Annotated in this window: 15 protein-coding genes; 7 read left to right on the top strand and 8 right to left on the bottom strand. The window is 61.0% G+C overall.

Going from position 1 to position 16,293, the window contains the following annotated elements:
- The first annotated feature begins 65 nt into the window (after positions 1–65).
- From pstS to PQU95_RS06715, 5 genes are all read left to right on the top strand, one after another.
- Positions 66–1,103: a phosphate ABC transporter substrate-binding protein PstS gene (gene pstS, locus PQU95_RS06735; RefSeq protein WP_272751282.1), complete on the top strand. Its 1,038-nt coding sequence runs from the start codon at positions 66–68 to the stop codon at positions 1,101–1,103.
- A gap of 75 nt (positions 1,104–1,178) precedes the next feature.
- Positions 1,179–2,141, top strand: coding sequence for a phosphate ABC transporter permease subunit PstC (gene pstC, locus PQU95_RS06730; protein WP_017509635.1), 963 nt, complete (start codon positions 1,179–1,181; stop codon positions 2,139–2,141).
- Between the two features lie 58 nt (positions 2,142–2,199).
- Entirely contained in the window at positions 2,200–3,063 is an 864-nt protein-coding gene (gene pstA, locus PQU95_RS06725; RefSeq protein WP_272751360.1) for a phosphate ABC transporter permease PstA, read from the top strand.
- 12 nt (positions 3,064–3,075) lie between these two features.
- The gene (gene pstB / locus PQU95_RS06720; RefSeq protein WP_227302456.1) at positions 3,076–3,840 is read left to right on the top strand and encodes a phosphate ABC transporter ATP-binding protein PstB; all 765 of its coding nucleotides are present in this window, start codon (positions 3,076–3,078) and stop codon (positions 3,838–3,840) included.
- A gap of 221 nt (positions 3,841–4,061) precedes the next feature.
- Complete coding sequence (locus PQU95_RS06715; RefSeq protein ID WP_272751281.1) at positions 4,062–5,510, top strand: inorganic phosphate transporter; 1,449 nt, start codon at positions 4,062–4,064, stop codon at positions 5,508–5,510.
- Positions 5,511–5,585: 75 nt separating this feature from the next.
- Here PQU95_RS06715 and recG read toward each other — a convergent pair whose 3' ends face one another.
- The 4 genes from recG to PQU95_RS06695 all read right to left on the bottom strand — a co-directional run bounded on the left by recG (position 5,586) and on the right by PQU95_RS06695 (position 9,682).
- Positions 5,586–7,634, bottom strand: coding sequence for an ATP-dependent DNA helicase RecG (recG, locus tag PQU95_RS06710; protein WP_272751280.1), 2,049 nt, complete (start codon positions 7,632–7,634; stop codon positions 5,586–5,588).
- Between the two features lie 108 nt (positions 7,635–7,742).
- Entirely contained in the window at positions 7,743–8,174 is a 432-nt protein-coding gene (locus PQU95_RS06705; RefSeq protein WP_272751279.1) for a DUF2147 domain-containing protein, read from the bottom strand.
- 228 nt (positions 8,175–8,402) lie between these two features.
- Positions 8,403–9,248: a PhzF family phenazine biosynthesis protein gene (locus tag PQU95_RS06700; RefSeq protein WP_272751278.1), complete on the bottom strand. Its 846-nt coding sequence runs from the start codon at positions 9,246–9,248 to the stop codon at positions 8,403–8,405.
- On the bottom strand, positions 9,245–9,682 hold the full coding sequence (locus tag PQU95_RS06695; protein WP_272751277.1) for an ester cyclase: 438 nt from the start codon (positions 9,680–9,682) through the stop codon (positions 9,245–9,247). The genes PQU95_RS06700 and PQU95_RS06695 overlap by 4 nt, the downstream gene beginning before the upstream one ends.
- 314 nt (positions 9,683–9,996) lie before the next feature.
- Between PQU95_RS06695 and sstT the strand changes: the two genes are divergently transcribed.
- Both sstT and PQU95_RS06685 read left to right on the top strand, forming a co-directional pair.
- Positions 9,997–11,247, top strand: a complete 1,251-nt coding sequence (gene sstT, locus PQU95_RS06690) for a serine/threonine transporter SstT (protein WP_272751276.1) — start codon at positions 9,997–9,999, stop codon at positions 11,245–11,247.
- A 995-nt stretch (positions 11,248–12,242) separates the two neighbouring features.
- Positions 12,243–12,896 carry a hypothetical protein gene (locus PQU95_RS06685; RefSeq protein WP_272751275.1) on the top strand — a complete coding sequence of 218 codons (654 nt, stop codon included), beginning with the start codon at positions 12,243–12,245 and terminating at the stop codon, positions 12,894–12,896.
- A gap of 60 nt (positions 12,897–12,956) precedes the next feature.
- On the opposite strand, the gene PQU95_RS06680 is transcribed toward PQU95_RS06685, so the two are convergent.
- From PQU95_RS06680 to rdgB, 4 genes are all read right to left on the bottom strand, one after another.
- Positions 12,957–13,589, bottom strand: a complete 633-nt coding sequence (locus PQU95_RS06680; protein WP_272751274.1) for a LysE family translocator — start codon at positions 13,587–13,589, stop codon at positions 12,957–12,959.
- Between the two features lie 268 nt (positions 13,590–13,857).
- Complete coding sequence (gene ridA / locus PQU95_RS06675; protein ID WP_017509644.1) at positions 13,858–14,244, bottom strand: deaminase RidA; 387 nt, start codon at positions 14,242–14,244, stop codon at positions 13,858–13,860.
- Complete coding sequence (gene hemW / locus PQU95_RS06670) at positions 14,244–15,497, bottom strand: radical SAM family heme chaperone HemW (protein ID WP_272751273.1); 1,254 nt, start codon at positions 15,495–15,497, stop codon at positions 14,244–14,246. Before hemW ends, ridA begins: the two co-directional genes overlap by 1 nt.
- Positions 15,494–16,090, bottom strand: a complete 597-nt coding sequence (gene rdgB / locus PQU95_RS06665; RefSeq protein WP_272751272.1) for an RdgB/HAM1 family non-canonical purine NTP pyrophosphatase — start codon at positions 16,088–16,090, stop codon at positions 15,494–15,496. The genes hemW and rdgB overlap by 4 nt, the downstream gene beginning before the upstream one ends.
- Between the last annotated feature and the right edge of the window lie 203 nt (positions 16,091–16,293).

Here is a 16,293-nt window from a genome sequence, read left to right as displayed (position 1 = left end):
TTCTGAAATCACCAAGCATTACGATGCACTCCATCGAAACACGCCGTTAAACTTTGGAGCACGCAATGAAACACACTACCCGCCTGGTCGCCACTCTGGCTTTTTCCGGTTTTGTAGCAGGCCACGCGTTTGCGGCAGATATTACTGGTGCCGGCGCAACCTTCCCGTACCCGCTGTACGCCAAATGGGCCGAGGCTTACAAGGCCAAAACCAACAACAACATGAACTACCAGTCCATCGGCTCCGGTGGTGGTATCAAACAGATTCAATCCAAGACTGTCGATTTCGGTGCATCCGACATGCCACTGAAACCGGAAGAGCTGGATAAAGCCGGCCTGACCCAGTTCCCGACCGTGATCGGTGGTGTGGTGCCGGTTGTCAACGTTCAGGGCATTGCCGCTGGCCAGATGAAACTGACCGGCCCGCTGCTGGCAGACATTTACATGGGCAAGGTAGCCAACTGGAACGACGCAGCCATCGCCAAGCTGAACCCGGGCGTAAAGCTGCCTGACCAGAAGATCACCGTAGTACGCCGCTCTGACGGCTCCGGCACCACCTTCATCTTCACCAACTACCTGTCCAAGGTTTCGCCAGAGTGGAACAGCACCATCGGTGCCAACTCCGCCGTGAAATGGACTGTCGGTGTAGGCGGCAAAGGTAACGAAGGCGTGGCCAACTATGTAACCCGCATCAAGGGTGCGATTGGCTACGTGGAATACGCCTACGCCAAGCAGAACAAGATTGCCCACACCCAGATGCAGAATGCCTCCGGCGCCTACGTCAACCCGGATGACAGCACCTTCAAGGCTGCTGCGGCCAACGCAGACTGGGCCAAGGCACCAGGCTTCTACCTGATTCTGACCAACCAGCAAGGTAAAGACTCTTGGCCGCTGTCCGGTGCCACTTTCATCCTGATGCACAAAAAGCAGGATAAACCGGCACAAGGCCAGGAAGCGCTGAAATTCTTCGATTGGGCTTACAGCAACGGCGATGCCACAGCCAACCAACTGGACTACGTACCGATGCCAGCTAATGTGAAGACTACCATCCGCAACAGCTGGAAACAGATCACCGACGCCTCCGGCGCCCCGATCTGGAAATAATGCCCACAGGCATCAAGCAACGCAGGCCGGGGACCCGTTCCCGGCTTTTTGTCTGCAAGCGCTTAGAGATTTCCCATGGAAAATAATCAGTACTCAGCCCATCTGAAACGCCAGATGCTGCTTGACTCGGTCTTCCGGGTGGCAACCCGCTTCTTTGCCTTCCTCGTGCTGGCCATGCTCATCGGCATCCTGATTTCGCTGCTGATCGGCGCCATGCCGAGCATTCGTCACTTCGGCTGGGGCTTTCTCACCAGCAGCGAGTGGGACCCGGTGACCGAGCAGTTTGGTGCCGTCGTACCCATCTTCGGCACACTGATCACTTCGTTTATCGCCTTGCTGATTGGCGTGCCCATCAGTTTCGGCATTGCCATCTTCCTGACCGAGCTGTGCCCGCCCATGCTGAAGCGCCCGCTGGGTATTGCAGTGGAGCTGCTGGCAGGTATCCCTTCCATTATTTACGGCATGTGGGGCCTGTTTGTATTTGCCCCGCTGTTTGGCGAACACGTACAACCCTGGATCCTGGAAAACATGGGCGACCTGCCGCTGGTAGGCTTCCTGTTCCAGGGCGCGCCGATGGGTATCGGTATTTTCACCGCAGGCCTGATTCTGGCCATCATGGTGATTCCGTTTATTGCATCGGTGATGCGCGACGTGTTTGAAGTGGTTCCGCCGATGCTGAAAGAGTCGGCTTACGGCCTGGGCGGCACGACCTGGGAAGTCGTCCGCTACGTGGTATTGCCCTACACCAAAACCGGTGTGGTAGGCGGCATCATGCTGGGCCTGGGTCGCGCCTTGGGTGAAACCATGGCGGTCACCTTTGTTATCGGTAACTCGTCCATCTTTGCCACCGGCCTGTTTGAAGCTGGCAACTCGATTGCCTCTACCCTGGCGAACGAGTTTGCCGAGGCCAACGGTGAACTGTATCTGTCCTCGCTGATCCAGCTGGGTCTGATCCTGTTCTTTATTACCTTTGTCGTGCTGTCCTGCTCCAAGCTGCTGTTGCTGCAGCTGAAAAAGCAGGAAGGCCGCTCTTCCTGATCGGAGCATTGCCATGAGCACCAGCCAAGCTATCGGCTCCGAGAAAGCGATCAAGGTTATGTCACAGTCTACACAACGCAATAACGCCATTTATGCCCGTCGTCGCCTGGTCAACGGCTTCAATATGCTAGCCGCCACCCTGGCCATGGGCTTTGGCTTGTTCTGGCTGTTCTGGATTCTCTGGACGCTACTGCAGCACGGTCTGTCCGGCCTGTCTGCCGACGTCTTTACCCAGATCACCCCGCCGCCGGGTTCGGCCGGCGGCCTGGCCAACGCCATTGCCGGCTCGCTGCAGATGACCTTCTTTGGCATCCTGTTCGGTACCCCTATCGGCATCCTGGCCGGTGTGTACCTGGCAGAGTACGGTGAGCGCGGCTGGCTCGCGCCGGCAACACGCTTCATCAACGATATTCTGCTGTCTGCCCCATCCATCGTGATTGGCCTGTTTGTTTATGAAGTCTATGTCGTTAGCGTGGGCCACTTCTCTGGCTGGGCCGGCTCCATGGCGCTGGCACTGCTAGTGATCCCGGTCGTAGTCCGCACTACCGAAAACATGCTGCGCCTGGTACCCAACAGCCTGCGCGAAGCCGCTATTGCGCTGGGTGCACCGCAGTGGAAAGTCATCATGTACGTGACACTGCGTGCAGCCAAAGCCGGCGTGATTACCGGCATCCTGCTGGCGGTAGCGCGCATTTCCGGTGAAACCGCCCCGCTGCTGTTCACGGCCCTGAACAACCAGTTCTGGAGCAATATGAACCAGCCGATGGCCAACCTGCCGATCGTGATCTTCCAGTTTGCCATGAGCCCGTACGAAGACTGGCACGCACTGGCCTGGGCTGGTGCCCTGCTGATTACGTTCAGCGTTCTTACCCTGAATATTCTGGCCCGCTGGTTTGCCAGCAAAAACAACTCTACTCATTAAGGCTTGACGACCATGACTACTAACGCCATCAAGCTCCAGGTCAAAAACCTGAACTTTTACTACGGCAAATTCCACGCACTGAAGAACATCAACCTGGACATCCCCGCAGGCCAGGTTACCGCCTTCATCGGCCCATCCGGCTGCGGCAAGTCCACCTTGTTGCGCACCTTCAACCGCATGTTCGAGCTGTACCCGGGCATGAGCGCCGAAGGCGAGATCCTGCTGGATTCGCAAAACCTGCTGGCCAAGAGCGTGGACGTGAACATGCTACGCGCCAAAGTGGGCATGGTGTTCCAGAAGCCTACGCCATTCCCGATGTCCATCTATGACAACATCACTTTTGGCGTGAAGCTGTACGAGAGCCTGTCCAAAGCCGAAATGGACGACCGCGTGGAATGGGCGCTGCGCAAGGCTGCGCTGTGGAACGAAGTCAAAGACAAGCTCAAGCAAAGCGGCAACTCGCTGTCCGGCGGCCAGCAACAGCGCCTGTGTATCGCCCGCGCAGTGGCTACCCGCCCGGAAGTGCTGCTGCTGGACGAGCCGACTTCGGCGCTGGACCCGATCTCTACCGGCCACATCGAAGAGCTGATCCACGAACTGAAACAGGACTACACCATTGCCATCGTGACCCACAACATGCAGCAGGCTGCGCGTGTGTCCGACTACACCGCCTATATGTACCTGGGCGAGCTGGTAGAGTTTGGTGAAACCGACGGCATCTTCACCGCACCGAAGCGCAAGGAAACAGAAGACTACATCACCGGCAAATTTGGCTGATTATTACTGTTTTATTACAAAGCCCTTACGGCCGGTGCCGAAGGGCTTTTTTTCTTTTTAAAATCATGCATCTACAGCAAAAATAAATACGCCTTTGTCAAGCCCGTCAGGACAATTTTGATAGGTTTTTGATAAGGCTAAAAAAGATTATTACAAACTCTTGACGTGTCATCTGCAAAGCCCAAGAATCCCGCCTTTCTGATAACGCACTGCACATCATCATGCTGGAACTCCTCTCGGGGCTCGACACTACGCTGGCAGTCACCCTGGTTCTCTCGGTGGCCTTTGTCCTGGCTTTTGAATTCATCAACGGTTTTCACGATACCGCCAACGCGGTAGCGACCGTTATCTACACCCAGTCCATGAAACCGCAGACCGCCGTGATGCTGTCCGGTCTGTTCAACTTCCTGGGGGTGTTCTTTGGTGGTCTGGCTGTAGCCTACGCCATTGTTAACCTGATCCCGACCGATCTGCTGCTGAACATCAACTCTGCCCAGGGCATGGTGATGGTGTTTGCCCTGCTGACCTCCGCCATTTTGTGGAACCTGGGTACCTGGTACTTCGGCATTCCGGCGTCCAGCTCGCACACCCTCATCGGTGCCATCCTGGGCGTGGGTGTCGGTAATGCGCTGATTACCGGCGACTCGCTGGCCAACGGCATCAACTGGAGCAAGGCCATCGACGTATTCGTGTCGCTGTTCCTGTCGCCGCTGTTCGGCGCCGGCCTGGCAGGCCTGATGCTGTTTACCCTGTTGAAAATGCGCCCGCTATCCAACATCCACAAGTCGCCGTTCCAGCGCCAGCAAATCGAAGGCCGCAAGCACCCGCCATTCTGGGCGCGCTTCATGCTGATCGTATCGTCCATGGGCATGAGCTTCACCCACGGCTCCAACGATGGCCAGAAAGGTGTTGGCCTGGTGATGCTGGTCCTGATTGCGCTGGCACCGGCCCACTTTGTGGTGAACCTGGACGCCGAGCCCATCCAGATCGAGCACACCAAGATTGCCGCCGTACAGCTGAAAGAACTGTACCAGCGTAATCAGGCCATCATCGATGCCAAGTACCCGGCCAGCAACGCACACAAGTGCGATGTATCCAAGGTTATCGATGAAACCGGCGAGCTGTTGTCTGCTATTGGCGATGCCAAGTCCTTCCAGCAGCTGCCGGAAAACCAGCGCTGGAACGTACGCACCCAGCTGATCTGCCTGGGCGATGCCGCCAAGAAAATCGGCAAGGTCGCCGGCATCAATGACGTAGACCAGAAACAGCTGAAAGGCATCCAGAAAGACCTGTCTGCCACCACCGAATACGCCCCGACCTGGGTGATTGTTGCGGTAGCCCTGGCGATCGGCATGGGTACCATGGTGGGCTGGAAGCGCGTGGTCAACACCGTGGGCGCCAAGATCGGCAAACAGGACATGACCTATGCCCAGGGGATGGCGGCGCAAACCATGTCGGCGGTGTCCATCGGCCTGGCCAGTGCCATTGGTGCCCCGGTGTCCACCACGCAGATTCTGTCCAGCGCGGTAGCAGGCACCATGGTCGTCAACCGCTCCGGTGTGCAAATGAGTACCGTGAAGACCATCCTCACTACCTGGGTGCTGACCCTGCCGGTGAGCATGGGCCTGGCCATTACCCTGTACTACTTTGGCGTGAAGCTGTTCGTATAAGGCCAGCGAGCACTACGCAGAAGGCTGCCAACCGGCAGCCTTTTTTCATGCCCGCACAGCAGTCCGCAAGCTGCGCTAGGCTTTCAGGAAATGCGCCCTGCCCGCCAGCCAGCGGTTAAGGTGCGCCTGCGCGTATTGCGGCCAACGTTGCAGCAGCTGCGGGGCCAGCTCGCGGGCCGCTTCCAGCAGCTCGATATCCACCTCCAGGTCGGCAAAGCGCAGCATGGGCAGGCCGCTCTGGCGGGCGCCCAGAAACTCGCCGGGGCCGCGGATATTCAAGTCCTGGCGGGCAATCTCGAAACCGTCGGTGTTTTCGTAGATGACCTTCAGCCGCGCCTTGGCCAGCTCCGACAGCGGGGTATCGAACAGCAGCACGCAGGTGGACTTGGCCGCACCGCGCCCTACCCGGCCGCGCAGCTGGTGCAGCTGTGCCAGGCCCATGCGCTCGGCGTGCTCGATCACCATCAGGCTGGCGTTCGGTACGTCCACGCCCACCTCGATCACCGTGGTGGCCACCAGCAGCTGCAGTTCGTTGCGGATGAACTGCCCCATCACCTCGGCCTTTTCTGCAGCCTTCATGCGGCCATGCACCAGGCCCACGCCCCACTGCGGCAAGTCCTGCTGCAGTACCACGTGGGTATCCACCGCCGTTTGCAGCTGCAGAGTTTCGGATTCTTCGATCAGCGGGCACACCCAGTACACCTGGTTGCCCTCGCGGCAGGCCTTGTCGACAAAGCGCACCACCTCGTCGCGGCGCTCGGCGCTGATCAGCTTGGTGACGATGGGCGTGCGCCCCGGCGGCAGCTCGTCGATCACCGATACGTCCAGGTCGGCGTAGAAGCTCATCGCCAGCGTGCGCGGAATCGGCGTGGCCGACATCATCAGCTGGTGCGGCTCGGCACCCTTCTGCTGTAGCGCCAGCCGCTGGCCGACGCCGAAGCGGTGCTGCTCATCGACAATCACCAGGCCCAGCCGCTCGAACGCCACATCGTCCTGGAACAGCGCGTGGGTGCCTACCGCCAGCCGCGCTTCGCCACTGGCGATCTTGGCCGCCATCTCGCCGCGCGCCTTCTTGCGCAGGCTGCCGGATAGCCAGGCCACCTCGATGCCCAGCGGCGCCAGCCATGCGGCCAACTTCACGTAATGCTGCTCGGCCAGAATCTCGGTAGGGGCCATCAACGCGACCTGAAAGCCGGCCTCGATAGCAGCCAGCGCGGCCATGGCAGCCACAATGGTCTTGCCGCTGCCTACGTCCCCCTGCAGCAGGCGGTTCATCGGGTGCGGCTGCGCCAGGTCGGCCACAATTTCGCCCAGTACTTTTTGCTGCGCACCGGTCAGGGCAAACGGCAGGCTGGCCGCCAGCTGCGCGCGCAGGCTGCCGTCGCCCGCGATTACCGGTGCACTGCCTTCGCGCCGCGCGCGATACGCCAGCCGCATGGACAGCTGCTGCGCCAGCAGCTCGTCAAATTTCAACCGCTGCCAGGCAGGCAGGTTGCCGTCGGTGAGCTGGGTGGCGGAAAACTCCGGCCCCGGGCGGTGCAGCAGGTGTACGGCGTCGGCCAGCGGCATCAGCCCCAGGCGGCGGCGCACTTCGTCGGGCAGGGTTTCCGGTATCGGCTGCGCTTTCAATTCGGCATGGATCAGGCGGCGCAGTACCGGCTGCGACAAGCCGTTGACCGTGGGGTAGACCGGGGTGAGGCTATCGGCCAGCGGGTCGCCCTCGTGCACCTCGCGCAGCTTGGGGTGCACCATCTCGTCGCCGAAAAAGCCGCGCCGCACCTCGCCCAGCGCCCGCACACGGCGGCCTTTGGCCAGCGCCTGCTGGGTGTTGGGGTAGAAGTGGATAAAGCGCAGCACCAGCTTGCCGCTTTTATCTTCGATCTGCGCCACCAGCTGGCGGCGTGGCCGGAACTGCACCTCGCAGTTGCTCACCTCGCCCTCCACCAGTACTGCCTGGCCGTACGGTGCCTGCTGGATGGGGTAGAGATGGGTTTCGTCCTCGTAGCGCAATGGTAAATGCAGCACCAGGTCGAAGCGTCGGGTCAGGCCCAGCTTCTCCAGTTTCTTGGCGGTGGCCGCCGCGGCCACGATGGGCTGGCAGGCGATATCGACGGTAGCGTTCATGCCGCGATTGTACCCAATGCAAAACGGGATGGCACAAGCCATCCCGCTTCGATAGACACAGCAACCGGCACCCGGCAGCCTGGCTGCCACAGGCCGGTCAAGCCTGGCTTACTGGCGTTCCCAGGTCTGGGTACGGCCCAGCAGGGCTACGCCCAGAAAACCACGTACTTCCAGCTTCTTGCCGCCGTCGGCCAGCTTGGCTTTGGCGCTGTAGACCTTGCCCGATTTCGGGTCCAGTATTTTGCCGCCTTCCCAGTCCTCGCCGTCCTTTTTCAGGCCGGTCAGGATAGTCATGCCGATGACCGGCTTGCCTTTCAATGCGCCTTCGCACTTGTCGCACACGGCTTCCGGATTATTGAACAGCTTGATGATCTTGCCGGTCAGTTCGCCGTTGGCCGCTTCGGTGATTTCCACCAGTGCCTTGGCTTGCTTGCTTTCGTCATCGATGGTTTTCCATGTACCACCGGCACCGGCGGCCAGCGCCAGGCTGCTGCACAGGGTCAGGGCGGTGACTGCGGCCAGTTTTGCGAATGTTTTCATCTGTACTCCCTCGTATTGTGTTTTGGGCGTCCGGCACCCCTCATGCCATCAAACGCCTGTTTCGAGCTACGGCTCTAGCCGTAGCGCAGAAAACTATCAGCGTGCCGCGACAGCGTCAATGGCTGGCCGGCCAGCTTTATCCGCCACGGGTGTATTCGCAACGCCCCGTGCCACCGCAAAATGGCAAAAGGCAGCCGCAGCTGCCTTTATTGTGGGAAACACACCGCCCTAGGGCAAGGTGAAGACCCCCTCGGCCACCGTCTGCACTTTGCCGCCCACCTGCACGCAGCCATCGGCCGCCACGTCCAGGTACAGCACATTGGGGCGCTGGATAGCTGCGCCTTGCTCGATGCGCCACGACAACGGCGCCAAGCCGTTCAGCGCGCACCAGCCACCCAGGTTGGCGCAGGCACTACCCGTGCCAGGGTCTTCGATCACGCTACCCTGCTGCTCGAAGAACAGCCGCACTGTGGCTACGCCGCCGGCCTGGTACCACAGGTAGGCAATACTACGCCCCGGCCGCAGGGTGGCGTGACGGGTAAACAGCGTGTGGTCCGGCCGCGCACGCAGCACCGCCTCGCGGCTGGCCAGGCGGATCAGCATCTGCTCGCTGCCGGCGTTCACCCACACCGGCGCCAGTGCGATGTCGGCCTCGTCCAGCCCCAGCATGGCGGCCGCCTCGGCGCGGCCAACGTTGGCCGCACGCTGCGTGGCGGCCACGGCGGTCAGGCGGAACACGCCATCGTCCAGCGTGATCGGAATCAGCCCGGCCTGTGTACGCAGCGTAAAGACATCACCCGGCTGCCGCAACGCGTGCAGTACCGCCGCGCTGCCGATGGTGGGGTGGCCGGCAAACGGCAGCTCGTAGCTGGGGGTAAAGATACGCAGGCTAGCCAGCGCAGCGTCGTCTCCGGGGTGGATGAATACCGTCTCGGACAAGTTGAACTGGCGCGCGATCAGCTGCATGTCAGCGTCGGACAGGCCGGCAGCGTCGGTAAACACCGCCAGCGGGTTGCCGCCAAAGCGGCTTTCGGCAAACACGTTGACGATACGGTAAGGGTAGGTCTGGCTCATGCCGGCTCCTTGTGATGTGCATTGGCCTGCAGCTGCTGCAGCAAGCCATGGTGTTCCTGTTGCATCCAGTAGGCCACGATACGGCCATTGGCTACCTCGTACACAGCACTGCCGGCACACACCAGCGGCAGGCCGGTAGGGGCGTAGCCTTCGATCTCGCCCAGGTGCTGGCCAAACTGACGCCAGCGCACATAGACCTTCTTGCCCTGCGCCAGTACCTCGTCCAGCTGCACGGTGAAGTCGCCAAACATCTGGCGGAAGTCTTCGATATGCGCGCGGTAATTGTCCGGCGTACGCACGATGCACTCTGGCTGAGGTGCCGAGCACACCTGCCAAGCCTGCACTTGCGGTGCCAGATACAAGGCAGCCTCTTCCGGTGCCACACCGGAGCGCACCCGCCCGAAAAAACCGCGAACGATCGCCTCTGCACTCATCGGGATGACTTTCTGCTGCCAACGGCAGCGATACGGTTGAACAAGCATTAGGCCATGAGGCCAGGGCATGCATAAAGCCACCCAGGGTAAACAGATTGTTTTTACCGGGCTGACAATGGTGACAGTTGACAGCTTTTGGATACAGAATTCTGTCACCAATAAAAATTTGCTACACTGCGCCCCGCTGTTGCTTGTACGGCGGTACCCGTTTGATTGTTCTGCAGTTTTGAATCGTCTTGGAGGTTGGCCGCAAGCCAGCCCGGCGCGCCCGCAGGCATGCCAGATACCTATAACGACAGAACCGTGGAACCCCTATGCAGCAGAACCCTACCCTGATCCACCGCATCATGAACGGCAGCATCGTGCTGCAGATCCTGATCGGTTTGCTGGCCGGTATCGCCGTGGCCAGCGTTGCCCCCGACACCGCCAAATCGCTGACCTTCCTGGGCAGCCTGTTCGTCAAAGGCCTGAAAGCCGTGGCGCCGGTGCTGGTCTTTGTGCTGGTGGCCAGTGCCATCGCCAATAAAAAGCAGGGCGTGCAAACCAATATGCGCCCGGTACTCACCCTGTACCTGCTGGGCACCTTCCTGGCAGCCGTTACCGGCGTACTGATCAGCTTTGCCTTCCCCACCACGCTGCAGCTGGTAGCCGCCGCTACCGGCACCACGCCGCCAGGCGGTATCGGCCAGGTACTGAACAACCTGGTATTCCAGATTGTGGATAACCCGATCAACGCCATCGCTACCGGCAACTACATCGGCATCCTGACTTGGGCTGTAGCGCTGGGCATGGCGCTGCACCACGCCAGCGACAGCACCAAAACCCTGCTGAACGAGCTGGCAGAAGGCGTGTCGCGCATCGTGGGCGTCATCATCCGCTTTGCCCCGGTGGGCGTATTCGGTCTGGTGGCCGAAGCCGTCGCCACCACCGGCCTGTCGGCGCTGCTGGGCTACAGCAAGCTGCTGCTGGTACTGGTGGGCGCCATGCTGTTTATCGCGCTGGTGGTAAACCCGCTGATCGTTGGCCTGACCATCCGCCGCAACCCGTTCCCGCTGGTGTTCACCTGCCTGCGTGAAAGCGGTGTGACCGCTTTCTTTACCCGCAGCTCGGCGGCCAACATCCCGGTGAACATGAACCTGTGCAAAAAGCTGGGCCTGAATGAAGACACCTACGCCGTGTCCATCCCGCTGGGTGCCACCATCAATATGGCCGGCGCCGCCATCACCATCTCGGTACTGAGCCTGGCGGCTGTACACACGCTGGGCATCCACATTGACCTGCCTACCGCCCTGCTGCTGTCGGTACTGTCCACCGTCGCCGCTTGCGGTGCGTCCGGTGTGGCAGGCGGCTCGCTGCTGCTGATCCCGATGGCGTGCAGCCTGTTCGGCATCAGCAACGACGTGGCTATGCAAGTAGTCGCCGTGGGCTTCATCATCGGCGTGGTACAGGATTCGGCCGAAACCGCGCTGAACAGCTCCACCGACGTGCTGTTCACCGCCGCCGCCTGCATCGCCGCCGGCGACGTGCGCGAAGATGCGCCGCAACTGGCGCGCCAGAACGGCTGATCGTTTTTATTGGCCAGACAGCCAACAAGGCAAAGCCCGCTCGATTGAGCGGGCTTTTTTGTGGGTAACGGAGCAAGCGACACAAGGTTGGCCGCATTTAATTTTGTCGTGCGACAACATGAAAGGTCTTGAATCCGCTTCGCGGATAATAATTACAGCCGGTTCCGCCCGGCTGACGGGAAGGGGGCGGGTCGGCGCCCCCTTTCTATCGCTGAGCGAATCAGAGATTCGCACGCAGACCCCTCGCCCCCGCGGTCCGCGAAACCCCGGCAAAAAGCCCACCGCAAGGCGCTGCCGAACTCGCCCTACGCTAACGGCTCCGGGCTCAAACAAATCGGCCGCTTGCGCGTGCGAATCTTTGATTCGCCCAGCACAATCCTTGCGGCAGACTTTTTACCGGCGCTCCCCAAGGGGGCATGGGTCACTGCACAAGGTTGGCCGCAGTAACGTAAATGCTTGCGGCCAACCTTTTAAGGCTACAAAAGCATTCAAGGCCCAAAGCACACAAACTAGTCAATTAATAGAACCGCACCGGCGCCGCCCTATCCCGTTGGCGCGAGCCGGGTCAAACGGTTTGCCCCAGGATTGTGCTGAGCGAATCAAAGATTCGCACGCGCAAGCGGCCGATTTGTTTGAGCCCCGCACCGTTAGCAAGGGGCGAGTTCGGCGGCGCCTGGGGCGGACCGTTTGGCACGGGGTTTCGAGCAGCCCCGGGTCGCCTTTTCTTTGGGTACTTTCTTTTGGCGACGCAAAAGAAAGTACCCCGCCGCCGCGCGGAAAGCGGCATGCCATCACGCCGCGCAGCGGCACCACAAAACAAAAAGGTTGGCCGCAATACCGTGAAGGCATAAGGTTAGCCACGACACCGCAGTGGCATTCGGCCAACGCTGCGGCGGCGCGGTAAACGTTGGGCTTCATTTCATTCAGCCCAAGCTACGGGCTGGCTGGCATGACAATTGCACATCTGGCATCTACCCTCAGCTAGGAGTCACACAGTGATCACGCCCCGCTTTCCCTCCCCCCTATCGGCCAGCCTGCTCGCCTCACCCGCCAGCCTGATACCGGCAAGCAGTGACCAGCAGACTAGCAGCAGCACGGCAAGTTTTGCCGATGTGCTGCAACAGCAGCTGACGCCCCCCGCCTCGGCCACCACGGCCAGTACTACGCCTGTTGCCGCCAAGGAAGCGGCGATAGCGGCAGAGCTGGCACGCATACGCCAGCAGGGCCCGGTCAATCGTTCCAGCGAAGACAGCGAGTTTCTGCTCAAGCACGACGCGCGCCTGGCAGCCATCTTTGCCCAGCGCAACGCTGGCGGGAAAATCAGTGCCGACGATGAAGACTATTCTCAGCGCGCCACCGGCATGGTGAACACCTTTGCCCAGCTGAGCGACAGCGAAAAAGCGCTATACGATCGCGCAATCGCCAGCGGTAACCAGGCGGCCGCCGACGCCATTGCCCTGATTGCACTGACGCGTATCGGCTCCGATACCGCCAGCAGCGCAAACGGCAGCTATAACCCACGCCACACCGCCATCACGCCAGAAAATATAACCCGCTATTTCAGCAGCAGCATTCAGGATACGGATGGCAGCCACGCCACCCGCTTCCAGGCGCTACGCGACTTTCTGCTGCAGGCACGCCAGGCTTGAGGAGCGTTGGCTGCACCAGGCCGCGAAGCCTGGGCGCGCGCACCGCTAGGGGCTTGCCGACTAAGGAGCAGGCCGCTGCATCAACAGCAAACGCATGGCCAAGCCGATCAAGACCATGGCCAGCACCCGGCCCTGCCAGCGGGCAAAGCCCGGCCGGCGTAGCAAGTACGCGCTCGCCGTAGCGGCCAGTGCGCCCAAGACCGCATGAAAGACAAAAGCCAGGACCGTCAGCATGGCGCCCAGCTGACACAACTGCCAGCCAATATGCCCGAGGCTGGCATCGACAAACTGCGGCAGAAACACCATGAAGAACAACAAGGCCTTGGGGTTGAGCAAGCTATTGAACAGGGCCATACGCACGATGTCGCGTTCGCTACGCCGGGGCAAGGTCGCCATCGCCGTCATACCCCCGCTACGCCACGCCTTGTAAGCCAGCCATAGCAAGTACACAGCACCAGCCAAGCGCAGCACATCAAACATAAACGGCCAAGCCATCAGCATGGCGGTGACACCACCGGCCGTCAGCAGTGTCAGTACCACGTCGGCGATGGCAATGCCCAAGGCAACGGCACAGGCCGCACGCGGCCCTTGCAGCGTGCTGTAAGACAGCAAAAAGGCCATGTTCGGCCCGGGCGAGAGTAATAACAGGCTGACACTTAACAGGAATAAACCCAGCGTTGTACTAGTGATCATGATGCCCCCTCGATTAGCTCACCATGCCATTACGCTAACACGGCAGCGCAGACGGTGAACCGCTGCCAATCGGAACACTCTTTTTGCGCTGGCAAACAACAGGCGGGAATGAGCTGGCGCCGTGCGGAGCGCTTCGGCCTGCGGACAAGGCACCTGAATGCGGCCAACTTGATGGTGCGCGACCCATGCGCGGCGTCATGTCATGCTGCCCACAGCCAAACAAAAAGCGGCCCGCAGGCCGCTTTGCTTATTGCTACCAGATGGCAGCTTACTCGCCCAGCACCATCACGGCGTCGGCTTCGACCTGTACGCCTTTAGGCAGGCTGGCCACGCCGATAGCGGCGCGTGCCGGGAACGGCTGGCTGAAGTACTGGCCCATGATTTCGTTGAAGGTGCCAAAGTTGGACAGGTCGGTCAGGAAGGCATTCAGCTTCACGATCTGGTCCAGGCTGCCACCGGCGGCTTCGCACACGGCTTGCAGGTTCTTGAACATCTGGTGGGTTTCAGCAGCAAAACCGCCTTCCACCACGGTCATGGTGGCCGGGTCCAGCGGAATCTGGCCGGACAGGTACACGGTATTGCCAGCCTTCACGGCTTGCGAGTAGGCGCCGATTGCGGCCGGGGCTTTATCGGTATGGATGATTTCTTTTGCCATCAGACTTCTCCTTCTTCATGCAGGAACAGGGTTAACAGTTCATTCAGGAAGCGCTGGCCCTTCAGCGTGGGGCGTATGTGGGTAAGGTCCTGTTCGATCAGGCCCTCGGCCAGTGCTTGCTGCAATTGTGATTGGATACAGGATACCGGCAAACCGGTGCGCTCGGTGAACAGTCTGCTTTCAAAGCCGCCGGTAAGGCGCAGCAGGTTCATCATGAACTCGAACGGCAGGTCTTTGCGGCCAACCTTGTGGCGGGTTTGCACCGGCTGGCCGTCGGCCACCGCCTGGATATAGGCGGCCGGCTGCTTGTAGCGCATTTCACGCACAATGCCGTCGTGGGCGCTGATCTTGCCGTGGGCGCCGGCGCCGATGCCGACGTAGTCGCCAAACTGCCAGTAGTTGACGTTGTGGCGGGCAAAGCGGCCGGGCTTGCCGAAAGCCGAGGTCTCGTAGTGCACGTAGCCGGCGGCTTCCAGCCGCGCCTCGATAGCTTCCTGCATGTCGGCCGACAGGTCGTCGTCCGGCAGGTTGGCCGGCAGCTGCACGGCAAACAGCGTATTGGGCTCGATGGTGAGGTGGTAGGCCGAGATGTGGCTGACGCCGTAGGCGATGGCGGTATCGATGTCGGCCAGCGCCTGTTCCAGCGTTTGCTGCGGCAGCGCGTACATCAAGTCCAGGTTCACGTTGTCGAAATGCGTCAGCGCGATCTCTACCGCGCGGCGCGCTTCGTCGCCGTCGTGGATGCGGCCCAGCGCTTTGAGGTGGCCGGGGTCAAAGCTCTGGATACCGATGGACAGGCGGTTGATGCCTGCTTCGCGGTAGCCGGCAAAGCGCTCCAGCTCGAAGGTGCCGGGGTTGGCCTCCATGGTGATTTCGGCGTCCGGGTGGATGCGCGCGCGCGCGCGCAGGCCGGCCAATAGCGCGTCCATGGCCTGCGGGCTGAACAGGCTGGGAGTACCACCACCCATGAAGATGGTGGTGATGGGGCGGCCCCAGATGGCGGGCAGGCTCAGCTCGAAGTCGCGCAGCAGCGTGTCCACGTAGGCCATCTCGTCAAAGCCCTGCCCCACGCCGTTGCGGCCAACGTTGGCCGCATCATGGATGGCGATGCTGCCGGCCTGCGGCTTGAACTCGTGCGAGTTGAAGTCGCAGTACGGGCATTTTTTCACGCACCAGGGAAAGTGGATGTACAGCGACAGCGGCGGTAATTCTTTCAGGCCGCCTTTCAGTGCAGACAAATCAATCACGCTCATGCCAGTTGCGCCTGCAGCTTGGCCAGCAGCGCCTGCATGGCCTGGCCACGGTGGCTGATGGCATTCTTGGCGTCGGCCGGCAGGTCGGCCACGGTGCAGCCATGCGACGGCAGCCAGAAGTGCGGGTCGTAGCCGAAGCCACCAGTACCGGACGCGGTATCCGCCACCTCGCCGTACCAGGCGCCGTCTGCCACCAGCGGCTGCGGGTCATCGGCGTGGCGCACCAACACCAGCACGCAGTAGTAGTAGGCGCGGCGGTTAGCTTTACCCTGCAGTTTTTCTACCAGCTTGGCGTTATTGCGCTCGTCCGATTTGGGCTCGCCGGCGTAACGCGCCGACAGCACGCCGGGTTTGCCGCCCAACGCTTCCACGCAGATGCCGCTGTCGTCTGCCAGCGCCGGCAGGCCGGTCACATGGCTGGCGTGGCGGGCTTTTTCCAGCGCGTTTTCCAGGAAGGTGTAGTGCGGCTCGGGGCATTCGGGCACGTTCAGACGGCCCTGCGGGATGACCTCGATGCCCAGTGGGGCCAGCAGGGCGGCGAATTCCTTGAGCTTGCCGGCATTATTGCTGGCCAGTACCAGTTTATTGATCATGCTTTGCTCCGTGGCAAGTACTGCGGCCAACCTTGCTGTTGGCAGGGGTACTCACCATAAAACCCAAAAGCCCGGCAAGCCGGGCGCAGATTGATGCCCCACCCTGCTTGCCGGGCAAGCTGGGTGGGGCTTGTAAACAGGAAGGCTGCCGACTCTGGTACCTATGCGGCCCGGCCCGGCGGTGCCGGGGCCGGCAAGACCTG

It is taken from the genome of Vogesella aquatica (assembly GCF_028548455.1).
Lineage (GTDB): Bacteria > Pseudomonadota > Gammaproteobacteria > Burkholderiales > Chromobacteriaceae > Vogesella > Vogesella aquatica.
This window is presented reverse-complemented; position numbering and strand designations above follow the sequence as displayed.